Annotated in this window: 14 protein-coding genes and 3 pseudogenes; 9 read left to right on the top strand and 8 right to left on the bottom strand. The window is 56.1% G+C overall.

Features of this window, described 5'->3' with window-relative positions; translation table 11 throughout:
- Nucleotides 1-2 precede the first annotated feature (2 nt).
- Entirely contained in the window at nucleotides 3-1,223 is a 1,221-nt protein-coding gene (glcF, locus tag AC3WK8_RS27090) for a glycolate oxidase subunit GlcF (RefSeq protein WP_103323784.1), read from the top strand.
- Nucleotides 1,224-1,240: 17 nt separating this feature from the next.
- Nucleotides 1,241-1,648: a heme-binding protein gene (locus AC3WK8_RS27085; protein ID WP_103323783.1), complete on the top strand. Its 408-nt coding sequence runs from the start codon at nucleotides 1,241-1,243 to the stop codon at nucleotides 1,646-1,648.
- A gap of 31 nt (nucleotides 1,649-1,679) precedes the next feature.
- On the opposite strand, the gene AC3WK8_RS27080 is transcribed toward AC3WK8_RS27085, so the two are convergent.
- Both AC3WK8_RS27080 and AC3WK8_RS27075 read right to left on the bottom strand, forming a co-directional pair.
- Nucleotides 1,680-2,132, bottom strand: coding sequence for a DMT family transporter (locus tag AC3WK8_RS27080; protein ID WP_103323782.1), 453 nt, complete (start codon nucleotides 2,130-2,132; stop codon nucleotides 1,680-1,682).
- Between the two features lie 2 nt (nucleotides 2,133-2,134).
- Nucleotides 2,135-2,638, bottom strand: coding sequence for a DMT family transporter (locus AC3WK8_RS27075; protein ID WP_085596400.1), 504 nt, complete (start codon nucleotides 2,636-2,638; stop codon nucleotides 2,135-2,137).
- 112 nt (nucleotides 2,639-2,750) lie between these two features.
- Here AC3WK8_RS27075 and AC3WK8_RS27070 point away from each other — a divergent pair, with 112 nt between their 5' ends.
- Complete coding sequence (locus tag AC3WK8_RS27070) at nucleotides 2,751-3,683, top strand: LysR family transcriptional regulator (RefSeq protein WP_103323781.1); 933 nt, start codon at nucleotides 2,751-2,753, stop codon at nucleotides 3,681-3,683.
- A gap of 124 nt (nucleotides 3,684-3,807) precedes the next feature.
- On the opposite strand, the gene AC3WK8_RS27065 is transcribed toward AC3WK8_RS27070, so the two are convergent.
- Nucleotides 3,808-5,121 carry an Nramp family divalent metal transporter gene (locus AC3WK8_RS27065; RefSeq protein WP_103323780.1) on the bottom strand — a complete coding sequence of 438 codons (1,314 nt, stop codon included), beginning with the start codon at nucleotides 5,119-5,121 and terminating at the stop codon, nucleotides 3,808-3,810.
- A 524-nt stretch (nucleotides 5,122-5,645) separates the two neighbouring features.
- Between AC3WK8_RS27065 and AC3WK8_RS27060 the strand changes: the two are divergent.
- From AC3WK8_RS27060 to AC3WK8_RS27045, 4 genes and pseudogenes are all read left to right on the top strand, one after another.
- A pseudogene (locus tag AC3WK8_RS27060) lies at nucleotides 5,646-6,029 on the top strand (DDE-type integrase/transposase/recombinase); the annotation flags it as partial.
- 967 nt (nucleotides 6,030-6,996) lie between these two features.
- Entirely contained in the window at nucleotides 6,997-9,417 is a 2,421-nt protein-coding gene (locus AC3WK8_RS27055; protein ID WP_103323779.1) for a tellurite resistance TerB family protein, read from the top strand.
- Complete coding sequence (locus AC3WK8_RS27050) at nucleotides 9,414-10,709, top strand: ATP-binding protein (protein ID WP_103323778.1); 1,296 nt, start codon at nucleotides 9,414-9,416, stop codon at nucleotides 10,707-10,709. The genes AC3WK8_RS27055 and AC3WK8_RS27050 overlap by 4 nt, the downstream gene beginning before the upstream one ends.
- A 43-nt stretch (nucleotides 10,710-10,752) precedes the next feature.
- Nucleotides 10,753-12,975, top strand: a complete 2,223-nt coding sequence (locus AC3WK8_RS27045) for a DEAD/DEAH box helicase (protein WP_178087982.1) — start codon at nucleotides 10,753-10,755, stop codon at nucleotides 12,973-12,975.
- 41 nt (nucleotides 12,976-13,016) lie between these two features.
- On the opposite strand, the gene AC3WK8_RS27040 is transcribed toward AC3WK8_RS27045, so the two are convergent.
- Nucleotides 13,017-13,382 carry a histone-like nucleoid-structuring protein, MvaT/MvaU family gene (locus AC3WK8_RS27040; protein WP_103323776.1) on the bottom strand — a complete coding sequence of 122 codons (366 nt, stop codon included), beginning with the start codon at nucleotides 13,380-13,382 and terminating at the stop codon, nucleotides 13,017-13,019.
- Between the two features lie 808 nt (nucleotides 13,383-14,190).
- On the opposite strand from AC3WK8_RS27040, the gene AC3WK8_RS27035 reads away from it, so the two are divergent.
- Nucleotides 14,191-14,925 carry a cyclase family protein gene (locus AC3WK8_RS27035; protein ID WP_241107330.1) on the top strand — a complete coding sequence of 245 codons (735 nt, stop codon included), beginning with the start codon at nucleotides 14,191-14,193 and terminating at the stop codon, nucleotides 14,923-14,925.
- 18 nt (nucleotides 14,926-14,943) lie between these two features.
- Here AC3WK8_RS27035 and AC3WK8_RS27030 read toward each other — a convergent pair whose 3' ends face one another.
- From AC3WK8_RS27030 to AC3WK8_RS27020, 3 genes and pseudogenes are all read right to left on the bottom strand, one after another.
- A complete protein-coding gene (locus AC3WK8_RS27030) occupies nucleotides 14,944-16,818 on the bottom strand; it encodes an ATP-binding protein (protein ID WP_103323774.1) in 1,875 nt (624 codons plus the stop codon).
- Between the two features lie 196 nt (nucleotides 16,819-17,014).
- A pseudogene (locus AC3WK8_RS27025) lies at nucleotides 17,015-17,236 on the bottom strand (integrase core domain-containing protein); the annotation flags it as partial.
- Between the two features lie 61 nt (nucleotides 17,237-17,297).
- A pseudogene (locus tag AC3WK8_RS27020) lies at nucleotides 17,298-18,344 on the bottom strand (IS30 family transposase); the annotation flags it as partial.
- Between the two features lie 62 nt (nucleotides 18,345-18,406).
- Between AC3WK8_RS27020 and AC3WK8_RS27015 the strand changes: the two are divergent.
- A protein-coding gene (locus tag AC3WK8_RS27015; protein WP_103323772.1) for an IS3 family transposase occupies nucleotides 18,407-19,557 on the top strand; the annotation gives its coding sequence in 2 pieces (ribosomal slippage) (nucleotides 18,407-18,641 and nucleotides 18,641-19,557; 1,152 coding nt in all).
- 15 nt (nucleotides 19,558-19,572) lie between these two features.
- Here AC3WK8_RS27015 and AC3WK8_RS27010 read toward each other — a convergent pair.
- On the bottom strand, nucleotides 19,573-19,920 hold the full coding sequence (locus AC3WK8_RS27010; protein ID WP_103323771.1) for a histone-like nucleoid-structuring protein, MvaT/MvaU family: 348 nt from the start codon (nucleotides 19,918-19,920) through the stop codon (nucleotides 19,573-19,575).
- Between the last annotated feature and the right edge of the window lie 751 nt (nucleotides 19,921-20,671).

The following is a 20,671-nucleotide window of genomic DNA, read 5'->3' as shown; positions in this document are numbered from 1 at the left end:
CCATGCAGACCACCCTCAGCCCCGAGGCCCGGCAGTTGCCAAGGGCCGCCGAAGCCGAACGTATCCTGCGCAGCTGCGTGCATTGCGGGTTCTGCAACGCCACCTGCCCCACCTACCAGGTCCAGGGCGACGAGCTAGACGGGCCGCGCGGCCGCATCTACCTGATCAAGCAGGTGCTGGAGGGCGCCGCGGTCACCCACCAGGCACAACTGCACCTGGACCGTTGCCTGTCATGTCGCAACTGCGAGACCACCTGCCCATCGGGCGTCGAGTACCACAACCTGCTGGACATCGGCCGGGCGGTGGTGGACGCCGCCCTGCCCCGGCCCGCCGGCCAGCGTCTGCTGCGCCAGGGCTTGCGGACCCTGGCGGGCAACCCGCAGCTGTTCAAGACACTGGTACTGGGCGGCAGTCGCTTGCGCCCGCTGCTGCCCCAGGCCCTGCAAGACAAACTGCCGCGCCAGATACCCGCCGCCGGCGTGCGCCCGGACAGGCTCCACGCGCGGCGCGTGCTGCTGCTCGAAGGCTGCGTGCAGCCGGGGCTGTCGCCCAATACCAACGCCGCCGCGAGCCGGGTCCTGGATCGCCTGGGCATCAGCGTGCAGCCGGTGGCCGGGGCCGCGTGCTGCGGCGCCGTGGACTACCACCTGGATGCCCAGGAGCGCGGCCGCCAGCGGGCCCGGCACAATATCGACGCCTGGTGGCCGCACCTGCAACAAGGTGCCGAGGCCATCGTCCAGACCGCCAGCGGCTGCGGCGCCTTCGTCAAGGACTATGGGCACCTGCTGGCCGACGATCCGGTCTATGCCGCCAAGGCGCAGCAAGTCAGCGCCCTGGCCCGGGACCTGGTGGAGGTGGTGCGGGCCGAACCTCTGGCAGCGCTGCAAGTACGCAGTGGGCAGCGCCTGGCCGTCCATTGCCCCTGCACCCTGCAACATGCCCAGCAACTGGGCGGCGCCGTGGAAAGCCTGCTGCAACGCTTGGGTTTCAACCTGACTTCGGTGCCCGACGGCCACCTGTGCTGCGGCTCGGCCGGCACCTATTCACTGACCCAGCCCGCCCTGGCCCGGCAACTGCGCGACGACAAGCTGCGGGCCCTGGAAAGCGGCAGCCCGGACGTGATCGCTACGGCCAATATCGGCTGCCAGAGCCACCTGGATGGCGCCGGGCGCACCCCGGTACGCCACTGGATCGAACTGCTGGAAGCCGCCCTCAAGCCTTGAACCCAATGGAGCCTGCCATGCACCACAAAGCCGTGTTGTGCCAAGACGACGTCAGCCGCATCCTCGCCGCCGCCCGCACCGAGGCCCACCGCCAGCAGTGGCCGGTGAGCATCGCCGTGGTCGATGATGGCGGCCATCCCCTGGCCCTGGAGCGCCTGGACGGCTGCGCACCGATCAGTGCCTACATCGCCTTGGAGAAAGCCCGCACCGCCGCCCTGGGCCGGCGTGAGTCCAAGGCCTACGAAGACATGGTCAATGCCGGGCGCAACGCCTTTCTCTCGGCGCCGCTGCTGACCTCCCTGGAAGGCGGCGTGCCGATTCGCGTGGATGGCCAGGTGGTCGGCGCGGTGGGCGTATCCGGCGTGCGCTCCGGCGAAGATGCCCAGGTGGCGCAAGTGGCCGCCAACTGCCTGGAAGGTTCCTGAGCCCTCAGCTGTGTGGAACGCCCCTGGGCCCTCAGCTACGGCGCAGGCTGCTGCGGTACATGAACAACAAGGCCAGGGCCAGGCACAGCATCGCCAGGATGCGGTTGCCGGAGAGTGCCATGGCCGGGTTGCCGAACCAGCCGAAGTGGTCGATCAACATGCCCATGCCAAACTGCCCGAGGATCACCGCCACCGTCGCCACGGCAGTCCCGACCCGAGGCACCGCGCCGACCATCACCAGCATGTACACCACGCCGAACAGCGCGCCGCTGAGCTGCCACTTGGGCGCCTGCAACAGGCTCATGGCCTGGGGCGGCTGGAAGAACACGATCAGCAGCGAGGTGACCAGGGCACCGACGGCGAAGGTCAGCAGGCTGCTGCGCAACACCCCCACGCTCTGTCCCAGGCGGCCGTTGATCGCCGCCTGCACACTGAGCACCGCACCTGCGGCCACCACGACCACCAGCAATGGAATCAGGTTCATGTTCAACCTCGGGCAATCAGGATCAGGGCGCCGACGATCAGCACCAGGGCCAGCCAACGCTCGGCGTTGACCGGTTTGCGGATACTGCCGAACCAGCCGAAGTGGTCGATCAGCACGCTCTTGCCGACCTGGCCGGAAAGAATCGCGATCATGGTCATGGCAATCCCGATATGCGGCGTGGCCAGGGTCAACACCACCACGTAGATCGGCCCCAGCACTCCGCCCAGCAACTGCCAGCGCGGCAACTGGCTCAAGGCCGGCCCCGGCTGCGGGCCACTGAACAGCAACAGCAAGGCCAGCAACGCCGCGCCGACGCCGAAGATGCTCAGGGTCGCCCACAGGTGGCCGACCTGGGCTCCCAGGGGGCCGAGCAAGCCGGCCTCCACCGACAGGCCCATGCCGGCCAGGATCACCAGCGGCAGCAGGGCCAGGCGTTGCCAGCCGGCAGTGGATACCGCAGGGGCCACTGGCGGTGGCAGCGTTGGGTCAAGGGTTTCGCAAGACATGGGGCACCTCTTGGGTTCATGGAGTAGCGAGCATTATTGGTTGCCCGTGCTTTGCGATAAATGGGAGCATGCCGACAACACTTTTGCGTAAAACGCACAGCAAGGACTTCCCATGCAAGGCTTCAACGACCTGGGTTTCAAGGCCCTGCGGCTGTTCATCGCGGTGCTCGACCAGGGCAGTTTCTCTGTCGTGGCCCGACGCGAAGGCCTGGCACCCTCCTCCATTTCGCGGCAGATCCAGCTGATGGAACAGGCCCTGGGCCAACAGTTGCTGTATCGCCATACCCGGGCGGTCAGCCCCACCGAGGCCGGGCGCCTGTTGGGGCACCATGCCCGGCGGGTGCTGGCGCAATGGGAAGAAGCCGAGCAGGCCCTGCAAGAACAGCAGGACCAACCGGCCGGGCTGGTGCGGATCAATGCGCCGGTGGTGTTCGGCCAGCGGCATATCTCGCCCTGGCTGGGCGAACTGCACCAGCGCTATCCCAAGCTGCAACTGGATATCCAGCAGACCGACAGCTACATCGACCCGTTGCAGGACGGCACCGACCTGCTGTTTCGCATCGGCGTGCTGGGAGACTCCTCGATGCAGGCCCGGTTACTGGCACCGCAGCGCTACCGGGTCGCCGCCAGCCCGGGCTACCTGGCCCGTCACGGCCACCCCCGTCATCCCGACCAGCTGCACCAACACCAATGCCTGGCCTACAAGGGCGAAAGCGGCCAGCAGCGCTGGTTCTTCCGCCAGGGCCAGGAATCCTGGACGCCCTACAGCGTCACGGGCCCGCTGACCGGCAACCACGCCGACACCCTGACCCAGGCCGCCGAACAAGGCCTGGGGCTGGTGATGTTTCCTTCCTGGCTGATCGGTGAGGCCCTGCACCAGGGACGGCTGGTGGCGCTGTTCGAGGATTTCGAAGTGGCCACCAGCCTCGAACCGCAACAGATCGCCGCCCTATGGCCGGGCAGCCGGCGCCTGTCGGTGAAGGTCCGCGCGGTGATCGATTTCTTCGTCGAGAAATTCGGGCCAGTACCGTATTGGGATCGCTAGCGCGATCAGCTCCAAGCTTCAAGCTGCAAGCGGCAAGTTGAAAGCCGGACGCGATCAGCCTTGGCTTGAGCGCTCTGGCTCTGGCTCTGGCTCTGGCTTGAAGCTTGAAGCTTGAAGCTTGCCGCTAAAGGCTAGCTATGAGCCAGGCATTGGCTGCGCTGATCACGGCGAACAGGCTCCAGGCCAGCCAGCGGGTCGGCCAGCGGTTGACGAACACGCCCATCAGGCGCGGGTCGTTGGTCATGCGGATCAACGGATACAAGGCGAACGGCAATTGCAGGCTGAGCACCACCTGGCTCAGCACCAGCAGCTTGCCCACGGCGCCGTCGCCCAGCAGCCAGACGCCGATGAACGCCGGGATCAGCGCCAGGCCACGGGTGATCAGGCGGCGCTGCCAGCAGGGAATCCGCAGGTTCAGGTAACCCTCCATGATCACCTGGCCGGCGATGGTCCCGGTGAAGGTCGAGCTCTGCCCCGAAGCCAGCAGCGCCACGCCGAACAGCACGCTGGCCAGGGCCCCGCCCACCAGCGGATCGAGCAGGTGGTAGGCATCCTGGATCTCCACCACGTCGCTGTGCCCGGTGTTGTGGAAGGCCGCTGCGGCAAGGATCAGGATCGCCGCGTTCACCAGCAGCGCCAGGGCCAGGGAACCGATGGTATCGATGCGCGCCAGGCGGATCGCATCGCTGCGGCTGGCAAGGTCCTTGCCCACTAGGCGGGTCTGGACCACCGAGGTATGCAGGTACAGGTTGTGCGGCATCACCGTGGCGCCGAGGATGCCGATCGCCAGGTACAACGGCGCGGCATCGCTGATGGCCGCCAGCGACGGGGTGAAGCCCCGGGCCACGTCTGGCCAGTGGGGCTTGATCAGCAGCAACTCGATGAAGAAGCACACGCCGATGGTCGCCACCAGCGCCAGCATGATCGCTTCCAAGCGGCGAAAGCCACGGTTCTGCAAAGCCAGCACCAGCAAGGTATCGAAGGCGGTAATGACGATTCCCGTACTCAACGAGACTCCCAGCAAGAGGTGGAAAGCCAAGGCGCAGCCCAGCACTTCGGCGAGGTCCGTGGCAATGATCGAGACCTCCGCCAGCAACCACTGGACCCGCGCCGAGCGTGGGCTGTAGCGCTCGCGGCAAAGCTGCGCCAGGTCGCGCCCGGTGGCGATGCCCAGGCGCGAGCAGAGGCACTGCACCACCATGCCCGCCAGGCTCGCCAGCAGCACCACGAACAGCAGGCTGTAGCCATAGCGCGAGCCGGCCTCGATGGCCGTGGCCCAGTTGCCCGGGTCCATGTAGCCGATGGACACCAATAGCCCGGGTCCGGCGAAGCGCAGCACGCGCTTGAACAGCGAGGCACGGGGGTCGACGGTGACGGAACCGGCCACCTCCGGCGGACAGAAAGGAGCGGTGGCGATTTTCGGCAGGCTGAATTTCACAAGGGGGATTCCACGGCGGCTTGAAGCAGGTGCCCAGCTTAGCAGGCCGGTGAACAACTAACTGCGTTGCCATCGCTGCGTTGAAAACAAGCTAAAAATGCTCATTTACCATCCGTAAACTGCGCTTTTTCGCCTGTTTTCGCCTGGCGCTAGCTGCCTCGCCTACGTTTTTCAACGGCCTGCGAGAGGTTTCGCCGCGGCCGCCCAAGCCTGAAATTCATCGGCCAAGACGAGTATGCTGCGCAGGTTCCGGCCCGGACCGGACGTCGTTCCACCCTTGCAAGGTTTTCTCCGTGGCTGACTCCGCAACGACTATGGCAGGCGATACCCTGCCGCCCTTCCTGCAACCTGGCGAGCGAGTGCTGCTGTTCGATGGCGTGTGCACAACTGCGAATTAGCATGTACTGACACTCACACCATCAGTTCATACCATGGACATCGTCGACAAGCGTGCAGCTCGAGATCGACTGTAGTGATCTAATTTAATCGCCCCCCATTGCGGACACCAGGACTGGAACACCATGAAGCCTGATGCCGACCTGGTGATCAAGGCTTTGGACATGGCGTATGAACGGCGTGACTGCCCCCAGAATGTGCTGTTTCACAGCGACCAAGGAAGCCAATACGGCAGCCGGAGCTTTCGCCAGCGTCTATGGTGTTATCGCTTCACGCAAAGCATGAGTCTGCGTGGAAACTGCTACGACAACGCACCGATGGAACAGTTGTTTCGCAGCCTGAAAACGGAATGGATACCGACCGAGGGCTACATGAGTGCATCGCTAGCACAGCAGGATATCGGTCGTTTTTTGATGCAGAGGTACAACTGGCAACGGCCACATCAATTCAACAGCGGGTTGGCGCCCGCAGTGGCCGAGGGAAAACCTAACGCAGTGTCCGGGATTAGTTGACCACTACACATTTGACGATACGTGTAACAAGGTACGTGGTCGGTGGTGAGGCCTATGTAAACGGCACCCCAGTGTTCGGAGAGACCTTCTCATATTGGTATGGTTTCCTCACCAACTCCTTCTTTGCTGACGGCGTAAAACAGGCCAAGTAGCCTACAATGTCAGGGGCTGCAGGATGCACCGGGCGTCTCGCACGATCCGCGTCACCATCTCCCTCTGGTGGGCCACCGCTTGCCAGTATCCCTGACGCTCCGCCAGTGCCATTGCAAGCTGAAAATCCTGCTGCCTGATGGCCAAGTCTGTGTACTTGCGCGCCACCTCAGGTCAGGCGGCAAACAAGGTTTCCTCTGCTGAACGAATTGCACCCTCCTCGTCCAGCACAATGGGATAGTCGCCGTCACCGTCAATGGTGTAACACCAGGAGGAGTTTTCACTGGGCGAACAATCTAGGCCGAAGCTGACGGCCAATAGTTCAACAAAAATGCCCACCTCTATGAATGGGAATCGTGGGTGGGGCCTGGCTTCTCGCATCATGATCTCTTACCGCCTCTAATGGTCAGCATCCGGCTCCGGTACCGGACTGTCGCTCTGATTTCAGTCTGCAGAGGGAGCAGAGCCAAACTCAAGGCTTAGCGGACTGAAACCTTCGAGGCCACATGTCCCTACTGCATAACCACCAAGAGTCGGCAGAGAATATCAAGCTCTGGGCGATCAAGAATGGCTGGCTGCCGAAAGCACCAGAGCGGCTGGAAACATCGGCTAAAAAGACGTTCGCTTTGAGTTCAAAACCAAAACTCGATAACCCTGATCATGCAAAGCAGAGCTACCCTAATCTCGTAGCACAATTCTACTGGCGATCCGGTTCAGTAAATTTTTCCGAGTGCCCCCTTCATCTGCCTGGCTTGGCCGCTCTCGAAAAATCCGTAAGAATGCCATTTGGCCATTACCAACTGTACGGAACACTTATATGCCACGGAAGCGCAAAGGGAGCGACGGCGGGACAATCGCTCTGTACGCCTTGTTATTCGTCGTTGCCCTCTTGGCACAAATTCCTAAACAGGCATGGATTGCCCTTGGGGTTATCTTGGGCATAGGCGTACTGGTATGGGTCGTCAGACGCGCTACCCAGCCAAAGCCCTACGCTCCTGAAGAGGATATTGCCGCCGAGATTGCAGCTTCATCTCGACAAGCAACATCCCCCACTGTAAGCGTTCAGCTCAGTGCAAGCACCCGCGAGCGTGACTTCCACACCATCCAAGTAGGTTCCCCCGGCGACAGCCAGAGCTACGCCATCCCAAAGCCAAGTGCAAAGCCCATAGGGGTTCGCTGGCTTGCGGAAGGTGAATCCATCAACGTAGCCGGCCTGGCAATCCCAGGCGGAATGTTCTACATCACCGAGCGAGCGACACAGTTCGGTCAATCTGAACCGTCCTTGATCGATGCCACGCTTCGAGTCGCGCGCTCACCTGTGAATCTAACCGAACGGCAGATGCCCTATTGGCCAAGCTACCGGAGCATCACGCCTGAGGCGCGACGAGCGTATCTGCAATGGTTGGCCGGAGGTCGTTGCCAGCCTGCTGATGCGGGATACGTGTTCCTGTTTTTCTATGGGCTTGAACGCCGCGCGTTGATCGATGCACCGACCGATCCTCAGGCCAAGGCGGAGATCCTGGCCATCAAAGCCGAGGTCAAGCGTTTGCTTGAACTCTACGGCGACAACAACTCTTTCCGAGGCTACGCTACCCGCTTGCTCGCCCATATCGACGCTGGTTCTGTTCAACCTCAAAGCTACATGAGTGAGCCCACCGCCAGCGCCGCAGATGGTTATGAGCTGCCTATGTCACTGCGCGTTGCGCTGGGTCAGATGGCCGTGGACAAGTATCCGCTCAACCCGGGCTGGGCATTAGCCTGGGCGCTCGCAGAGCCCAACATTTCCCGGCGTACACCGGTGACCCGGTGTCCTGAGCAATTCGCAGCGCTGTTCAAAAACGAATTCGCAAAGCGCTATCCCAACGGCATTGCTCTCCCTCAGAACAAGACCAAGCTCAAGATTGCCTATCGCCCTGCCTCTGCTGGATTGAGTATTCCGGCAATGGCCATAGGCGACCTCCCCGATGTCGCGGCAACCTCAGGAACCCGTAATAAGCTGCAGGTAATTGTCGAAGAGTGCACCACCGTACTCGACGCTTACAGTCGGTATCTGGGGCGCAACCCAGACGCTGGGAATAGCCTGGAAGCCATACTGCAGTTGCCAACCGAACTCTGGCCTGCTGATGCTAAAACGGAACTCGATCAGTTGGAGCAACGCGTCGGTGGCGAAACCATATGCATGAGCTTCGGGGAGTTGGCAGGTCGATTCAAATCCGCCGGCGCGCTTTCCCGCGACAAAGTGATCGCACTCGCCCGGGCTTTGGAAAGCAAGCGGATCGGATTGGAGCCCGATATCCTTTCCGGTAGCCGTACACCCAAGGCAGAAGACACCATCGCGCTGTTCGCTGCGGACTCTGACGAAGGCACGCTTCGCGTTACCGATGCCTACAGCGCTGCAGCAGTGACTTTAGACCTGGCCAGTGCAGTCGCTGCGGCAGACGGTGACACCTCGCTTGAGGAGATAAGTCTGCTATCAAGCCACATTGACTCGTGGGATCACCTTTGCGTTGCGCATCGTAAACGCTTGAAAGCGCACCTCCAAATCCAGCTGAAGCAACCGCCCACACTAGCAAGCCTTAAGAAGAAACTTGAGCCTTTGACCATCGAGGCCAAACGAAAAATTGCTAGCTTCCTGGCCCACCTGGCACATGCGGATGGTGAGGTGACACCACAAGAAGTGAAGCTGCTTGAGCGCGTGTACAAATCGCTCGCTCTCGATCCGCAGTTTGTCTACAGCGACCTCCATAGTGCAGCCGTTCACCCCTCTAATGTAGTGGAGGCAATAACTACGACTGCCGCGCCGAGCACGGCGGTTCCGACATCGGAAAGCGCTGGTTCAGACTTTGCGCTGGACATGACCAAGGTTGCTCGCCTGCAAAAAGAAACAGCAGAGGTGTCGGCGCTACTGGCCAGCGTCTTCAGTGCGGAAGCGCCCACTGAAACACCTAGCGCCCTTGAGCCCGAATCACCCCAACTGCAAGAAAACAGTACCGCCGAACAGCTTGCTACCGTACATGGCTTGGACGTTGAGCATTCTGCGTTCCTTCGACTTCTGGTTTCACGGCCTGAGTGGAGCCGTGCCGAGCTGGAAGACACAGCCAATGACATGGAACTGATGTTGGATGGCGCCTTGGAGCGGATCAACGACACAGCGTTCGAGCTGTTCGATATGCCCGTGACCGAAGGCGATGATCCCATCGAAATCAACCCCGACATTCTGGATGAATTAGCCCTATGAGTAAGATACGAGCCAAGGATCGCGACGCGGTCATTCAATCGCTGCGCGCAGGCGTTGTGCCCCGTGTTGGACAACATCTGATCCAGGTAGGTCGGGCGGGTGAACTCGATTCGCTGCTCAAGGATGTAGATCGTCTCGCGGATGGAGGCTCGGCATTCCGTGTCGTCGTTGGCGAGTACGGTGCAGGCAAAACCTTCTTCCTAAACCTGGTTCGCGGCATCGCCATGGAGCGCAAGCTCGTCACCATGCACGCCGATTTGAATCCTGACCGCCGTCTTCATGCTTCGGGCGGCCAGGCGCGCTCCCTTTACTCCGAGCTGGCCAAAAACATGGCCACGCGCACCAAGCCCGATGGCGGCGCGCTCCAGGGTATCGTCGAGAAATTCATCTCCCAGGCTAAAACGGAAGCCAAAGCCAAAGGTGTCGAGAGCGAGGTGGTCATTCGAGAGTACCTGGCGGAACTCACCGAAATGGTCAACGGCTATGACTTTGCCGACGTCATTGCCGCCTACTGTCGCGGCTTCGAGGAGGGCAATGAGCAGCTCAAGGCTGACGCCATCCGTTGGCTGCGCGGCGAATTTTCCACCAAGACCGATGCCCGTGCTGCGCTGGGCGTGCGTACGATTGTCGACGATGCCTCCGTCTACGACCAATTGAAATTGCTGTCACGGTTTGTGCGCCTGGCCGGCTTCGGCGGCTTGATGGTCTGTTTGGATGAGTTGGTCAACCTGTACAAACTGGCAAACACCCAGGCCCGCAATGCCAATTACGAACAGATTCTGCGCATCCTCAACGATTCTTTGCAGGGCTCCGCTGAAGGCTTGGGCTTTGTGCTAGGCGGCACACCGGAGTTTCTGATGGATACTCGTCGCGGGCTCTACAGCTACCCAGCCCTGCAATCGCGCCTAGCGGAAAACACCTTCGCGAAATCTGGCCTGGTCGACCTTTCTGGGCCTGTCATTCGGCTCAGCAGCCTGACCCCAGAAGACTTCTACGTACTGCTGCAGAAGCTTCGCAATGTCTATGCCTTCGGCGAACCTGAGAAGTTCTTGCTGCCGGATGAAGCCATTCCTGCCTTCATGGCGCACTGCAACCAACGCTTGGGCGAGGCGTACTTCCGGACACCACGCACGACCATTACAGCCTTCATCAACCTGCTCGCAGTAATCGAGCAAAACCCGACAGCGGACTGGCGAACCTTGCTGGGAACCGTGGAGCTGTCCAGGGATGAGGGTGGGCAACAAGATTTTGAAGTCGAGGCCGACGATGAGCTCGCCAGCTTCAAGCTCTGACTCTTCTTCGTTCGAACGTCTACACCCCGAGATTCAGCAATGGATCTGGTCACAGGGGTGGACGTCGTTACGTGATGCACAGGAGTGGGCGGTACCGGCCTTGGTGGACGCTGATCGCGATGTGATCATTGCAGCATCAACCGCCGCAGGTAAAACAGAGGCCGCATTCCTACCCATCCTGACCAACCTGCTCAACGACAGTGAGCATGGCGGCGCGGTGCTGTATATCAGCCCGCTCAAGGCACTGATCAACGACCAATGGGACAGGCTTAGCCGGCTATGTGAAAGGCTCGAGCTACCCGTCGTTGCTTGGCATGGTGACGTGGCAGCAAGCAAGAAACAACGGTTTCTGAAATCGCCTGAGGGTATCTTGCTAATCACGCCGGAGTCCCTCGAAGCCCTCTTCGTAAACAGAGGCTCGAGTTTACCTGGAGCTTTTCAGAACCTGCGCTACATCGTCGTAGATGAGCTTCATGCTTTCATTGGTAGTGAGCGCGGGAAGCAACTGCAATCGCTCATGGAACGGGTTGAAATCGTCGTCGGCAGAGCCTTGCCTCGTGTAGGGCTTTCCGCGACTCTTGGGGAGATGTCACTGGCCCAAAAGTTCCTGAGGCCACTTCGCCCCGATGACATTACCGTCATCGAATCGAAATCCTCTGGCCAGGAACTCCAGGTACAAGTACGTGGGTACATTGAACAGCCCATGCAGCAGCTAGTGGCGGAACACCAGGGAAGTGCGTCAACAGATGAAGAAACCGAAAAGGAAGACACCTCAGGTACCAAAGTGGCTATCGCAGGTCACCTGTACAAAGTACTGAGGGGGTATAACAACCTGATTTTCCCCAACAGACGCCAAGAGGTTGAATGGTTTGCCGACCGTCTGCGCTCACTGTGCGAGAACGATGGAGTGCCAAACGAGTTCTGGCCGCACCATGGCAGCTTATCCAAGGAACTGCGGCAGGATGCAGAACGGGCGCTGAAAGCGGGAGATCCTCCAGCTTCTGCCGTATGCACTACCACCCTGGAGCTGGGTATCGACATCGGTAACATCAGGACGGTCGCGCAGATCGGCTGTCCGCCCTCCGTGGCGAGTCTTAGACAACGGCTTGGCCGCTCAGGTCGTCGACCCGGTGAGCCTGCCATGCTCAGGGTGTACTGCCGAGAGCACCCCTTAACGGATCAGTCTGACCTCTCCGATCAGTTGCGTGAAGGCCTTGTCCAAACGGTCGCCATGATCCGCTTGCTGATCAGTGGATGGTTTGAGCCACCTCGGTCGGGAGGCTTGCACGCCTCGACACTGGTGCAACAGTGCTTGTCGTCTATTGCTCAGCTCGGCGGTGCATCGGCGGCGCAATTATGGGGAAATCTTATAGCAAGTGGCGGTTTTGCGAGCGTCACCAAGCCTGATTTCCTGTCTTTGCTCAAAGGTATGGGTGAGAAGGAGTTGATCGTCCAGGACAGCTCAGGACTTCTGCTGCCAGGCGAACTCGGGGAGCGGTTGATCAACCACTATGAGTTCTACACCGCCTTCACGAGCGATGAAGAGTTTCGTTTGCTCCGGGATGGCAAACCACTTGGCTCGCTGCCCGTCAGCAAACCCCTGACTAAGGGGCAACGCATCATTTTCGGCGGCAGACGCTGGCAGGTTCAGGATGTTGACCTTGAAGCGAAGGTTATCGTGGTCACGCCGGCGCGGGGCGGCGAGCCCCCTCAGTTTGATGGGCTCGGTGCGCAGGTGGATGATCGCGTCAGGCTTGAAATGCGAAACGTGTTGATGGAAACCACCCCCTGTCCCTTCCTGGACAAGCACGCTCAAGCCCTTCTGGAGGATGCTCGGAGTAACTTCCGTGCCCTCGGCTTGGGTAGCACGTCAATTGTTGGCTCCGCCAGTGTCAGCTACGTGGCGACCTGGCGAGGGGACTACACCAACGATGCGCTGGCATTACTGCTACGGCATGTGGGTATTCATTGTGAAAACACAGGGCTCTTCCTGCAAGTTGCATTCAGTGTGGAGGACACGTTGCGAGCGTTGCGCGTGGTCGGTCAAATGGACGTTTCGGATGTGGAGCCCATCCTGGAAAACGTTGAAAACATGATCCGAGAAAAATGGGATTGGGCCCTTCCCCGCTCGCTCCTAATGAAGTCGTTTGCCTCAAGCCATCTTGATCTCCAAGCTGCAGTCATCACAGCGCGACTTCTAAGTGAGGAAGCGAGGGCGAAATATCCGTGGCCTCCTCTCCTAGAATCTGTCCCCCATCCTGGTTAACCAAAAGCCCCTCGAAGGGCCCATTTTTAATCAAACCAAATTCACTTGGTCAGCCAGGAATCCACAGTTTCAGAGCCATACTGCGCCTTCCATTCCTTCAGCGTCTTGTGGTTACCACCTTTGGTTTCGACGACTTCGCCTGTATGCGGATTCTTGTAGCATTTCACTTGGCGTGGCTTGCGAATGCCGGCTTTCGACTCGGTGGCAGGAGCACGGCGACCGGCTTGTGGGTCAAGCAGGCTGATCACGCTCGGTAAGCTGTAGCTGTACTCGGCGAGCAAAGCGCGTAGCTTGGTTTCAAATTCGATTTCTTTCTTGAGGCCAGCATCGCTTTTCAGAGCTTCCAATGCTTGGAGTTGCTCAGCAAGGTGTCTTTCGAGCTGGCGGAATTCGGTGAGCTTGGACATAACAAATCTCGATTGGTAGGTAGCTAACAGTATATTGCAAATTGCTCATTGGTATTGCTTACCACAACAGAGCCTAAACGAAAAAGCCAAAAATTATGGCTGAGCCATAATTCGGGATAATTCAGTTTTGCCGTTTTCTCGACCGCCTCCAACGATAAAAAACTAGTATCACTTGCAGCACATCGTCTAACACAATAAGCCTGGCCAGTTGGCCGAAATCAGCGGCATCTCCTCTCGTCGATACGCTCCACTTTGCTTATTTCCAAATCTACACCTGGCGTGGGGCCAAGCAGGTTTTTTCAGCCCGTGGATGTTGAGACAGGCAACCGACGAGCTCCAACACCTGGCGTTCTTGCATTCCCAGATCCCAATCGACCAAGCTGGGACACTGCATCCCCAAGTGGCTAAAGGTGTCGAAACCACAAAAGCCTAAAAGCCGATGGACTGAGTCAATTCAGTACTGTCCGAGTTCTTACCGCTCTACATCAACCGAGGGCCGCCACTCGCATCGTTCCTGACCTGTCAGCCCACGAAGCAAATCTCACATCAGTTGTAATAACCGGATAATGCGATCGTAGCCACAGTTTTAATGAATCGCCGAGAACCAAAGCTGCAGGCCAGGCGTTCTATCCGCTATGATCGACCCCTTCAAAGATCCTCTCTAACGTTGCAACCAGTCGTAAAAATACGAGTCACCTCTTAAGTTAAAGGGAAGTCAATTACAATGGTGACATCAAGGAAGCACAAGGTATATTTCAAAGGGATATCCACTGCTATACTGACCACTTTTTCAGCGATAGCTATCGGAATGAATTTTGAAAATAATAAGGATACCAACGGAATGCAGAGCATTAAGTTTCAAAAAGTAATTGATCTAAGCCATATTATTAGTTCCACGATCCCGCTCTGGCCTAACGACCCTCCAGTGGAGTTTGACGTAATAGCCTTACAAGAAAAAGACGGCTATTACCTGCGCCGCTTCAGTATTGGCGAGCACAGTGCGACTCACATGAATGCTCCCAATAGTTTTTATCCTAATGCCATTGGAATAGACTCCTATAAACCAGAGTCTTTGGTACGCCCAGCCGTCGTAATTGATATACGAGCCAAGGCTAGAGATAACCCGGACTATGTGATTGACCTTCAAGATATTGAGAAATGGGAACAGGCCAATGGCCGTATTCCCCAAAATTCATTGGTTTTATTTTATACGGGATGGCAAGCCCTGTGGAATGATCCCAAGCGTTTTATCAATGAAGACGCGAAAGGCCCACACTTTCCGGGTGTGGGCGCTGCCACGACCAAGTTTCTACTCGAAGAGCGCAAGATAGCCGGTGTCGGCATAGATACGCATGGTGTCGATCCTGGCCAAGATACGGTTTATGCCACTAACCGCCAAATTTTGGCGGGAAATGGTATCGTCCTAGAGTGCTTAACTAATCTCGATCAGCTACCTACAAAGGGCTCAACTCTGGTCATTGGTGTTCTTAAACTTAAAGAGGGGTCAGGTTCTCCTGTCTCCGTAATGGCGTTTTTGCCCTAAGGGCTTTCAACCTGAAGCTCAACCCACTACCGAAGTACTGGCCCGCAATTGCTGGTAGTTGGCTGCATGCTGAAGTACTTGGGTCAGACTCTGGAAATTTGCCGGTTTGGTTAAAATATCATTGGCGCCGGCGGCCTTAAAGCGCTTTATTTCGCTAGAAAACGCGCTTGCAGTAAACGCAACAATATAGCAAGTATCGCCCAATGGTAGGTTACGAATTCTGCGGATGGCTTCTAGCCCATCCATAACAGGCATATTTATATCCATGAATATAATGTCTGGAGTCCATGTCATACACTGATTGACTGCCTCCAGACCATCTGACGCAAGCGTAGGTGCATACCCAAGCGCCTGCAGCATTTCCAAAGCAACTTTTTGGTTAATCGGGTGATTTTCCACCAATAAGATATTGAGACAATAATTTCTAGAAAAAGACGAGTCGAAGCTCACCACTAGCTTATGATCATTTTCGGAGGGGATTTCCGAAGCTGAAAAAGGCTCTATGGGGAGAGAGAAGGAAAATGTTGATCCAACCCCAGGTTCACTAGTAAAGGATAAAGTCCCTCCTTGCACCTCGACTAAATTCTTGCAAATTGAAAGGCCGAGACCGCTACCGGTAAAGCGTTGACTCGTCGATCCTTTGAATTGAGCGAAGGGCATAAATAGGTTGTCTTGCCTCTCCCTAGGGATACCTATTCCGGTATCAGATATGGAGAAGTCCAGTTGAGATCGAGAGGGAGAACTGCTGGTCTTGACCTGGAGTGAAACTGTTCCACTTTCGGTAAATTTTACTGCATTCCCCATCAAATTGATCAATATCTGACGAAGGCAGTCGATATCGATTTTTACCAAAGTTGGCACATTCGGTGATACCTGCGCCTCAATGATGATTGGCTTGCCCTGAACATTTTGCCTAATCATTTCAAGGCTGGAGGACACCAACTTTCTTACTTCAAATACGCTAGGCCTCAACTCAAGCTTTCCCGCTTCGATTTTTGCCAGATCGAGAATATTATCGATAAGAGACAGCAAGACTCGCCCACTAGTATGAATCGTGTTCACCAGACCACTTTGCTCGACACTTAAAGAAGAAGCGGCTAGTAACTCCGTCGCACCAATAACTCCGTACATAGGCGTGCGAATCTCATGACTCATAGTGGCTAAAAATCTAGTTTTTGAGCGATCAGCATCCTCGGCGGCATTTTTTGCATGATTCAAAACCTGTTCATTTACTTGCAATTGCTGGAGATGAGTCCGCATACGAAATAAGTCAACCACAAACAAAAGACTAAAGGCGAGAAATACCAGAATGGCAAGTATGATATGGTGCAAGGAATCCTTTTTAAGTTGCTGGTAGTAGTTGGCCAACAATATCTCCGCTCCAGCTACATAAATCGTGCCGTCTTGAGACTTCATTGGAATGAAGACCGCACGAAAATCCCCCCAATGATCCGTGTAATCAATCCAGGTCGGTTCCGTACGACCAAAACTATCGAGCAGAGCCTGACTAGCATCAGGATAGGGATCAAAAAAGCGTACAAAGTTCTGCTCTTGAATTTCCTTTTCCAATGCGCTTGAGCTGACCAGATAGGCTTTCCCTGACCGTTTTATTACACTGTAGACAAAGGTAGTACCCATTGACTCGTTGAACTGAGAAAGCCGCTGAATAGTGTTCCAGTCTTCAGCCTCCGATTTGGAATGCCTGTCTACCAAGTTATCATGGTAGCGGTCGCCGAGGATGGCCGCTCCCCCCAATGCGGCATGCCGCAACTTGTCATTAAGATTAGCCGTTAGAATTCCTTTAGTCTCAGCATAGAGGTAGTAAATATAGCCACTAACACCTACTATATAAACTAAGAGAAAAGCCCATGTCTTCCGTCTGATTTTGAACATTCATGACAGCCTCCATACCGTCATCTAGATCATAGTTTGCTTTTGAATATTTTCAAGCCTCGATGAGTTATAACTCACCTGACCGAGTATATGGTTCCTCTGAAGCTCCTTAATTTTCTGCCCTGAGAGACGTGCCTGACTGGATCAACTTGAGGGAAGGTCAGATTGGTCTGTCCCGGAACTGGTGGACAGGTAGTTAAGAGTTACTGCTCGCATAGCGCCGCTCAAACTCCATCGGGCTGAGATAGCCCAGCGTCGAGTGGTGGCGACGGTGATTGTAAAAGCGGATGTAGTCGAACAGGTCGGTTTTCGCCTCGTGGTGGCAGGCATAGCGCAGGTACACCCGCTCAGCCTTCAGCGAACGGAAGAAGCTCTCCATCGCGGCGTTGTCCCAGCAGTTCCCGGGACGTGAATGGCTGGGCACGATTCGATGTCGCCGAAGTAAGGCCTGGTAGTCGTACGCGCAGTATTGGGCGGATTCAACCGGTCGTCGCAACACTGGATTGTTGAATTGATTTTAGATACTTGTTTAGTGCTTCGGCAGGTGTTTTCCAGCCTAGTGTTTTTCGAGGCCTTGTGTTCAACGCATGGGCTACGGCTTGGATCTCTTGGGCATTCCAGCGAGACAGGTCAGTACCTTTCGGGAAGTATTGGCGCAGAAGACCATTCGTATTCTCGTTCGTGCCGCGCTGCCAGGGACTATGCGGGTCAGCAAAGAAGACCTTCACTCCGGATTCGATGGTAAATCGAGCGTGATCCGATAGTTCCTTTCCACGATCCCAAGTCAAAGATCGCCACAACTCGATGGGCAGGTCAGTCACCGTTTTCTTCAGGGCGTTGGCCATAGTGACAGCCCCGTAGCCGGCCAGCGCCGGGCCATTTTTCGTGCGAGGAGTTAACCCATAACCTTCCTCGCGAGGCAGGTGAACGAGCATGGTGAATCGAGTTGAGCGCTCAACCAGCGTTCCAATCGCAGATCGATTCAGACCAAAGATCAGGTCTCCCTCCCAATGCCCTGGGACAGCCCGGTCTTCCACCTCAGCAGGGCGACTGGAAATCATGACATCCTCGCTGACGTGCGCCCACGTTTTAGCCTGCGCCCTAGCCCTCGGCACACGCAACGCTCGTCCTGTGCGCAGGCAGCTCACTAGCTCGCGTTTAAGAGCTCCTCGCCCCTGAATATAGAGAGCCTGATATATGGCTTCGTGAGAGATGCGCATGGATTCATCGTCCGGAAAATCGATCTTTAGCCGGTTGGTAATCTGTTCGGGCGACCAGCCATTGACCCATTTACGATCACTGCGATGTGGTTTATTTCGGCCTTTGAAGGGAGCTTGTCGAGGCCCAATAATCTCGCGACCATTAGCGCCGTGAACTTTACCCTCCAGACGGTCTTGCACGTAGTGACACAGGCGCAGGTTAGCCAAAAGTTTCGCGGGCTTCGGTCTTTTGGCAACCAGTTCTGCCTTCCATTGTGCGACTGAAGCTCGATACTCAAGCCGACCGCAACGAGTTGCAGCATTACGTGAATCGCCCCGGGTTTCGTAGACACCTCCATGCCTTAAAATGAGGCCAATCAGGAGGTGCCATGAGCAACCCGCGTTATCCCGAAGAATTCAAAATCCAAGCGGTCAATCAAGTGACCGAAAAGAAGCTTCCCGTCGCTGACGTAGCGGCCCGTCTTGGTGTGTCGACGCATAGCCTCTATGCCTGGATAAAGCGCTACAGCAAACCTCAAGAAGAACGGCAGCAGGATGATGATCAGCACGCTGAGCTACGTCGTCTGCGAGCGGAACTCAAGCGCGTCACTGAAGAGCGAGACATCTTAAAAAAGGCCGCCGCGTACTTTGCCAAGGAGTGCGGCTGAAGTACGCCTTTATCAAGCAGCGCGCGGGCGACTATTCGATTCGACGGCTTTGCCTGCCGCTGAAAGTCCATCCCAGCGGTTATTACGCCTGGCTGTCTGAGCCGCAATCTGTACGAGCCAAAGACGACCAGCGACTGCTGGGTTTGATCAAGCATTCCTGGCTGGAGAGTGGCGGCGTTTATGGCTATCGCAAAATCCACGACGATCTGCGCGAGGTCGGTGAGGATTGTGGTCGTCATCGTGTGGCGAGGCTGATGCGTCTTGAAGGTCTGCGTTCTCAGACAGGTTATCGACGCCGCCCAGGGAAGTACGGCGGTAAGCCAGCGGTCGCCTCACCCAATTTGCTGAAGCGCCAGTTCGATGTTGTGGAACCCAACAAGGTTTGGGTAACCGACATCACGTACATTCGTACGTATGAAGGCTGGTTGTATTTGGCGGTGGTACTGGATCTGTTTTCTCGGCAGGTCGTTGGCTGGTCAATGAAGTCGCAGATGACCAGTGATTTGGCTATTGATGCGTTGTTGATGGCGGTTTGGAGGCGTAAACCGAAGCAAGAGGTGATGGTTCATTCCGACCAAGGCAGCCAGTACAGCAGCTCCGATTGGCGTAGCTTTTTGAAGGCAAACAATTTGGTTGCCAGCATGAGTCGCCGAGGCAACTGTCATGACAACGCCGTGGCCGAGAGCTTTTTCCAGCTTCTGAAACGGGAACGGATCAAGCGAAAAATCTACACCACGCGGGAAGATGCTCGTAGCGATGTGTTCGACTACATCGAGATGTTCTACAACGCAAAACGCCGTCATGGTTTCAACAATCAGCTGTCACCGGTAGAGTTTGAAAAGCGTTACGCAATTAGTTTGCAAGGTGTCTAGAGAATCTGGGGCGATTCATACAGTGTCGGAGCCATATTCACTCTTCCACTCCTTCAGAGTTCGGTGAGTACCACCTTTGGTTTCCACCACTTCACCATTGTGAGGATTCTTATAGACCTTCACTTGACGCGGTTTACGGACTGCAGCTTTCGGCTCATTAAGAGCGATACGACGGGCAGAGTGCGGATCTAGCAGGTTGATTACATCCCTCAGGCTAAAACCGTACTCGCTGAGCAAAGCGCGCAGCTTGCTTTCGAACTCCATTTCCATTTTTAAACCAGAGTCACTTTTCATGGATTCGAGTTCGGCCAGTTGGGCAGCCAATTGCTGTTCAAGTTTACGATATTCGGCAAGGCGAGACATGCTATATCTCCCGCAAGTAGGTTGACAAACCTATTTAAGCACACCATAGGGACTCCTGAAAGCGTTCGGTACGTTTTATGTAAATATATTTTTACCTAAAAACTAAAACATGATCGAAATTAAAATCTCGCCTACCCAACTAAAACCTGACATTGAAATCACCACTTAGAATCAAGCCCAACAGAGAAAGTTTCGAACCAATTAATCATAGTCATACCAGTCAGCGCATGCGCGACACATGTCAATTCACCTCCGCATAAAAATTAATATGTAATTAAAGAAAAACAGACACTGGACAACCAGATAATATTGAGCCCGCAGCAAGAAAATATTGTGCAAGCAACGAGTAACCAAACACAAAATACATACTTTATTTCTCATGACTTAACATAAAGCCTTGTAAGCTTTGAGAACAGCATGAAAAATAATTAATAAATTTAAAAAATCCGCTTCATTACTTATTCTCAAGAATTCAGGGTATACCTTAACTCCGTTGATTCAGCATGAGAAACTCCCAGACAGTGTGGGTAGCGCCTTATTTTTAAAAACGGACTTCTGCGCAAGAGCCTCGGAAGAGGTAGATCACCGTTAACCATTGATGAAACCATTACCCAATATCTACAAGATTTTTGCACAGCAGGTTCAGGTATTAGAGGCCTTGATTGAGAGTCTGCCCTCTTAAGCCCCCATGTCCATAATCTATTTTTCGACGACTCTGCAGCGATCTGTGTAGCCAAAACCATGATCATTC

The sequence above is a fragment of the Pseudomonas sp. FW507-12TSA genome (assembly GCF_058781435.1).
The sequence above is the reverse complement of the archived record's forward strand: the minus strand, read 5'-3'. Positions and strand labels throughout refer to the sequence as shown.